Below are 6,810 nucleotides of genomic sequence, written 5' to 3' on the forward strand. Positions count from 1 at the left end.
CCGCCGTGCCGCCGTGCCGCCGTGCCGCCGTGCCGCCGTGCCGCCGTGCCGCCGTGCCGCCGTGCCGCCGTGCCGCCGTGCCGCCGTGCCGCCGTGCCGCCGTCAGCGTCGCTGTTGCTGCCAGTGCCGGTGTCGTGCGGGTACGGGCGCCGGCCGGCGCGGGATCCGCAGCGGCGTGGCCGTCCGGCCCCGCCCGCCCGCCCCGCACCGCCCGCAGCCCCGCACCGCCCGCAGCCCGTCCCGCGGCCACCGTGCCGCACGGCCGTCGGCGTGTCGAACCCGGCTGCGCCGCATGCCGGATGACGGGGCGGTGGGAAGGCGTGACGGACCTGCACCGGCTGCACCGGCCCGCCCGGGAACGGGCACCCGGGACGGGGAGGCGCACCCCGCCCGTGAGACCATCGCCCGGTGCGCCGACTCACCGTCCTGGGAACCAGTGCCGCCCACCCCGAAGCGGGCCGTGCCGCCAGCGGCTTCCTCCTCGAGTACGACGGTTACCGCCTCGTCCTCGACCTCGGCTACGCCACGTTCCCCCGCCTGCTCGGCCACACCCCGGCCACCGGCCCGGACGCCGTCGTCATCACCCATGAACACCCCGACCACTGCGCCGATCTCAGCGCCCTGGCCCGTGCCCGCTACTTCGCCAGTCCCCGCCCGCCGCTGCTGCCCCTGTACTGCACGCCGGGCGTCGTGACCCGCGTCCAGGCGATGGAACCCAGCGAAGACCTCCGAGACGTCTTCGACATCCACCTCCTGCCCGCCGACGCCGGCGCCACCCACCGCCTGGGCCCGCTGCTTCTGGAGAGCGTGCCGCTGCCCCATCACGTCCCGCACGCGGGCGTGCGTCTGAGCGCTCCGGGCCTGACCCTCGCCTACAGCGGTGACGCGGGCCCCGGCCCGGCCCTGGAGCGTCTGGCCGCCGGTGCCGACCTGTTCGTCGCGGGCGTCACCGTGTGCGGCACCGGGCCGGACGACCCGTATCTGCTCAGCGCCGCCCAGGCCGGGCGGTGGGCCCGGCGTGCGGGTGCCGCCCGGCTGCTGCTCACCCACTTCTGGCCCGGCACCGACCGCACCGTCCCGCTCGTCGAGGCCCGCCACACCTTCGCGGGCGACGTCACGGCCGCCGAGGAGGACCAGCACCTGCCCCTGTGACCGGCCCCCGCGCCCCGGCCGGCAGAACACGACGCCCCGGTCGCCCGCGCGGGCGTGCACGGGAAGTCGGACCGGCCGACTTCCGGTGCGGGGCGAGGGGAGAGGGGCCTGTTCGCACTGTCGGCCTGCGGTGGCGGTGCGCGACAAGCCGGGCCGGCCGCCCACGAGTCCTGCCGACCGCCGTGGCGCGCCCTGGCGTGGTGGGTGGTTGGGTGTGGGCTGCGGCTCGGCCGGCGGATGCCGCCGGCCCGTTCACTGCCCGGTTGCCCGCGTCGGCGCGGGTGAAGGAACGCGGCCCGGGGAGGGTGTTGTGGCTCAAGCGGTCCCCAGTGATGCCCTTGTCCGTTACCGGTTGCCCGGGTGGGCGTGCACAGGAGATCGGCGGGGCCGACTTTCGGTGCGTGGGCGGGACTTGTGCACGCGGGAAGTCGGACAGGTCGACTTCCTGTGCCGCGCCGTGCCGTGTGGGTGCCGGCTGCGGCTCGACCGGTACGAGCGCAGGCCTGTTTCCCTGCCCAGGGGCCGGAGGACCGAGCGCGCAGAGGAAGTCGGCGGGGCCGACTTCCCGCGCTGGGGCGGTGAAGGCGTCGGGGTGCGGCTGCGGTCCGTGCGACGGGGACGAACGACGTGGGAGGACGCCGGCCCGGGGCCGGCTTCCCGGGCGGGCCGCCGTCGGGGCGGTGCGGGCAGCGTTCAAAGGGGCGGCGGTGCGGCCCAACCGGCTGACAGCGCTGCGGCGTTCACCGCCCGGTACCCCCGGTGCCCCCGGTGCCCCCGGTGCCCCCGGTGGCGTGCGGTGGCGTGCGCGGGAAGTCGGCGGGGCCGACTTCTTGCGCGGGCCGGGGGCGGGAGGCGGGGCCCGGCCGGTGGGGGCGGGGGTGTCCGCGATCGGCGCGGTGGCTGGGTGTGCCGGGGGTGCTGGGGGTGCCGGTCGCTCGACCGGGAGGATTCGCAGGCCTGTTCACTGCCCGGTGTCCGTGGAGGGGCCAATTTCGTACTGGCGAGGGACGGACGTCGCAGCAGGTCGACCGGCGGCAGGCCAGGCCCGTCCGCCGACCTCCTGTGCCCGGGTTCGGGGCACGGCAGGTCGGCGGGGTCGGCTTCCTGGGCGCGGCGCGGCGCGGTCCGGGGCCCGGTACGGGCTGCCGGCCTGTGGGTGAGCGGTGTGCGGGTGAGTGGTGCGTGGGAAGTCGGACCGGCCGACTTCCTGTGCGTGGCGCGGTGGGTGGGGGCGGGCCGGCGGCCGATCGGTGGAGGGTGCCGCCCTGTTCTCACTGCCCGCTGTCCGGACGGGGGTGCGCGATGGTCGAGGAGACCGACCTTTCCGCGCGCGGGCGAGGGGCGGGGCCGGAGGCCGCTGTGGCTCAACCGGCCGTGAGCGAAGCCCCGTCCACCGGCCGGTGCCCGGCCGGGCGCGCGGCCGGGCCGATGCCGCGCGCGGGCAGGGGGCGGGTCCCTTGCCCGGGCCGGCCGGCGTGGGGTGGGCGGACGGTGTCCCGCTGTACGGCGGTGGCGCGCGGGAAGTCGGACCGGCCGACTTCCCGCGTACGGGGCGTGTCGGCGACGGGTGAAAGGAGGGCGGGGCGCAGAGCGGGGTGGAGCGCATGGATGCCGGGTCGGCTTCCCGTACCGGGGGCGGGGTGGGCGCCGGGTCGTCCGGGCAGGGAGCGCCGCCCGTGCGCCGTCTGCCCCTCTGCCCGCCGGGCCGCCGGTGGTGGCGCGCGGGAAGTCGGACCGGCCGGCTTCCGGTGCCGGGGCGGGCGTCCGGGGTGTGGCTGCGGGCCGACCGGGAGTGCGTGTGGCCCTGGCTGCTTCCTGATGTCCGGGTGAGGGCGCGCAGGAGGCCGGCGAGGCCGGCTTCCCGTGCCGGGGCGGGATGGGCGGCTGCCGGACTGCGGCCCAACCGGCGGAAAGCGCGGGCCCGTTCACTGCCCCGGATGTCGGATGGGCGAGCGGACGGGAGGCCGGTGGGGCCGACTGTTCGGGCCGGGGGGCGGGGCTTTTGTTCGCGTCGGCGGCCTGACGCGGTGGCGCGGGGGAGGCCGGTGTGGCCGGCTTCCCGTGCCGGAGCGGTGCGGGTGCCGGGGTACGGCTGCGATCCGTGAGTGAGCGCGGGAGGCCGGCGGGGGCGGCCTTCCGGACGGGAAGAGCAGGGGGATGCCACCCCGGGCCGGCAGCGGGGCCTCTGGCGGGAAGCACGGCGGACCAACCGGCCGGGGGTGCTGCGCCGTCCACTGCCCGGTGCCCCCGGTGGCGTGCACCGGAAGTCGGTGGGGCCGACTTCCTGTGCGGGACACAGGGGCGCCCCGGCCGGGCTACGGCTGCGGGGTCCGGCCGGTGTGGCGGATGGGGGTGTCGGGGTGTGGCTGTCGCCCGACCGGCAGGAGGTGCGGGCCCGTTCACTACCTGGCGCCCGGATGGGGTGAGGGACGAAGGGAAGCGGCCACGGCGGTTCAACCGGCTGCGGGTGAAGCCCCGTTCACCCTCAGCCGGTCGCCCGCGCGGGCGTCCACGGGAAGTCGGACCGGCTGGCTTCCGGTGTGGGGTGAGGGGGGTGGGCTTTGTTCGGGCTGCTGCCGTGTGGTGGTGGCGCGTATGGGAGGTCGGACTGATTGGCGTCCCGTGCCGGGGTGGGCTGGTTGTGGGTGTGGTTGCAGGCTCGACCGGTTCGGGGTGCTGGGCTGTTGACTGCCGGTTCCGGGTGGGTGCGCGCGGGAGGTCGGGTCGGCCGGCTGCCGGTGCGGGGTCGGGGCGGGGGCGGCGTCGGGTGTGGCCGCGGACCGGCGGGCTTGGGGTGCTGCGCCATTTACCGGACGGGTGTGCGCGGGACGTCGGGCCGGCCGGCTTCCCGCGTGGGGCGGAGCGAGGCGGGTCGGGGCAGGGGTGGTGGTCAGGTGTGGTGGTCGAGCAGGGCCTGCAGGTAGTCCTCCAGACGGCGGGTCAGCAGGGCCGGGGTCAGGTCGGTGCGGCCCAGGTCGCGCCAGGGGACGGCGACCTTCTCGGCGTCCGGGGCGAAGGCGAGGGCGTCCAGCAGCCGCCAGTACAGGTGGCCGGTGCCCTCGTCGAGGACGCCGCCGGCCTCGCGGTAGCGGTCGGCGAAGGCCAGGCCGGCGGCGGGGCCGTGGAGCAGGGCCAGGGCGGTGGCGCAGTGGGCGACGTCCAGGTCGGCCGGGCCCCAGGAGGTCTCCACCCAGTCGACGACCCCGCTGACCGCCAGGCTCGCGCCGCTGCCGGTGAACAGCACGTTGCCGGGGTGGAAGTCGCGGTGCAGGAAGCACGGGCGGTGCGCGGGCGCCTCGCGGCGGATCCCCTCCACCGCCCGCGCCCACAGTGCGGGGCGCTTCGTGTGCTGGGGGACGCGCACGATGTCGGGCGCGGTCCACGCCTGCCAGGCGCGCGGACGCGACCGCTCGTCGACCTCCAGGGCGTGGACGGCGGCGAGCTGGGCGGCCAGCAGGTCCGCGCGCCGGCCGGTGTCCGCGTCCTCGGCCAGGCGCACCCCGCCGGGCAGGTGCGTCATCACCAGGGACGGGTGGTCGCAGGCCGCGCCGTGCTCGTCGAGGGCGCGCAGGCGCGCGGCCGGCACGCCACCGCCCTCCAGCAGCCCCAGCACGCCGGCCTCGCGCGCCAGCAGGGCCGGGGCGTGACGGCGGTAGAACGGGGTGACGAAGGAACGCAGCACCAGCGCGTACCGGCCGCCGCCGTCCGGGCGTTCGACGTCCAGGCGGCGCATCCGCGAGGTCCATCCGCCCTTGAGCGCCGTCACCGCCGTGATCCGCTCACCGGGCGCGAGCGCGCCCTCGGCCCACCGCAGGGTCGCGGCCCAGTCCCGCCCGCCGCCCCCGCCGTCCCCGCCGGACCCGTCCCCGCCGGACCCGTCCCCGCCGGACCCGTTCCCGTCCCTGCCGTCCCCGTTTTCGATCATGGACCGACAGCCTACGCCCCGCCCCCCGCCCCCGGCCGGCCGGGCGTCGTGACGGATGCTCAACTCCGGTGCGAGGAGGGCCCGCAGGCCACTGTTCCGACGCCGTCGGAGCCTGACGGGCGGGCCGCGGCCCGCCCGGGTGGGGCCCTGGGCCCGGCACCGCCGGCCCGCCGCCGGCCGCACGGGGGAGCCGTGCGATGCCCGGGACCGTCGTCTTCGAGACCACCGGGGCCCCGAGGTCCCGACCGTGCGCGAGAGCCCCGGCGCCCGCCCGGGCCCGGTGAACCGCGCCTGCCGCGTCGCCGCCCCCGGCCTCGACCACGCCGAGGCGCTCTTGTGCGCCGGCACCCGCCTCGAACGGCCGCAGCTGCCCGCCGCCCCCGGCTGCCAGGCCTGCGGCACCTTCGACGCCCTCGGCGAGGGCATCACCGGCTTCGCCGTCGGTGACCCGGTCGACACCGTGCCCGCCTTCAGCCGGAACGACCACGGCGTCCACGGCACCCACGCCCCCGTACCCGACCACGCCGTCGTCCGCCGCCCCGTCGTCTGCCGCCCCCGTCCGGGGCGCCGTCGGGTGGATGCCCGGCCTCACCGTCTGCGGCGCCCTCGCCGAGGACGTCCACCTGCGCCACGGCGGCCACGTCCTGACCACCGCCACCGCTGCCTCCGGCATCGGCCTCGCCGTGATCCGCACCGCCCGCCGCCTGGGCGCCCTGCCCACCGCCACCACCCGCACCCGCGCCAAGCCTCCGGCCTCCTGGAAACCGGCGCCGCCGTCGTCGTCGTCACCGGCGAGGACGACCTCCTCGCCCGCCGCCCCGCCGCCCCGCCGGACGCGGCGTACGCACCGTTCTCGACCCCGTCGCCGGACCCTGCGCCCTCACCCTCGCCCCCGGCGGACACCAGATCGTCTACGGCCGCCCCGGCCCGCGCGACACCCCCTGCCCGGCCAGGACACCTTCGCCCCCGTCACCAGCCCGCTTCCCCCCTGCACGAAGAAGACATCTCCTCGGGGGGTCTGCGGGTGCAGATGAGGGTTGCTGCGACGCCGGCGAAGGCGGCGAGGTGGTCGGCTTTGCGTTCGTGGCGGCGGTGGAGGCGGCGGAAGCCGCCGCCCCAGGCAACGGTGCACCCGATCACCCGGCGGTGGAGGCCCAGGCACTCGGAGGACCCGATTCCCCGGCGGGTGATGCGGGCGGGGATCTGCCGGCGGCCAAGGCAGGAGCGGATGAAGCGGTGGTCGTGGGACGTGTCGCCGTGCGGCCTGCCGGGTCGGCACCGCCTCGGGCCTCGCCGTGCGCGGATCGGCGGGACGGCGCCGACGAGCGGGATCAGGGCCCGGCCGCCGTGGACGTCGGCCCCGGAGACCGCGAGCGACAGGGGTCGACCGGTGCGTTCGGCGAGCAGGTGGATCTTCGACCCGTACGTGCCCCGATCGACAGGGCTCGGACCCGTCAACTCCCCCTTTTCCAGGGTCCGCATGTTCACCGGGTCGACCGCACGCCTCGACCGGGCCGGCTCGCCCCGCGCGCCGGGGCTCGTCCGGGACGACCCGGTGGAGCCCGGCCCACGCCCCGGCCCTGCTCCCCCCGGTGAAACGCCGGTGGGCGGTCGGCCCGGACGGACCGGAACACGGCGGCGGCCGGGCCCACGTGCACCCCGCCGCCGCGACGGACACGACCACCGCCGCCACCTCGCGATCCCCGCAACGGCGCCGCCCGCCACCCTGGGGC

Annotated in this window: 2 protein-coding genes; one reads left to right on the forward strand and one right to left on the reverse strand. The window is 77.8% G+C overall.

Going from position 1 to position 6,810, the window contains the following annotated elements:
* Window positions 1-408 precede the first annotated feature (408 nt).
* Window positions 409-1,152, forward strand: coding sequence for an MBL fold metallo-hydrolase (locus tag ACFV04_RS42850; protein WP_380536510.1), 744 nt, complete (start codon window positions 409-411; stop codon window positions 1,150-1,152).
* 2,890 nt (window positions 1,153-4,042) lie between these two features.
* Here the strand turns inward: ACFV04_RS42850 and ACFV04_RS42855 are convergent.
* Entirely contained in the window at window positions 4,043-5,077 is a 1,035-nt protein-coding gene (locus ACFV04_RS42855) for a phosphotransferase family protein (protein WP_380536512.1), read from the reverse strand.
* Window positions 5,078-6,810: the final 1,733 nt, after the last annotated feature.

Source organism: Kitasatospora sp. NPDC059599, assembly GCF_042735125.1.
GTDB lineage: Bacteria > Actinomycetota > Actinomycetes > Streptomycetales > Streptomycetaceae > Kitasatospora.

Bases quoted from the DNA above. Each gene is read 5' to 3' on its own strand.
- ACFV04_RS42855 (WP_380536512.1), bottom strand. From the start codon at position 5,077: ATGATCGAAAACGGGGACGGCAGGGACGGGAACGGGTCCGGCGGGGAC.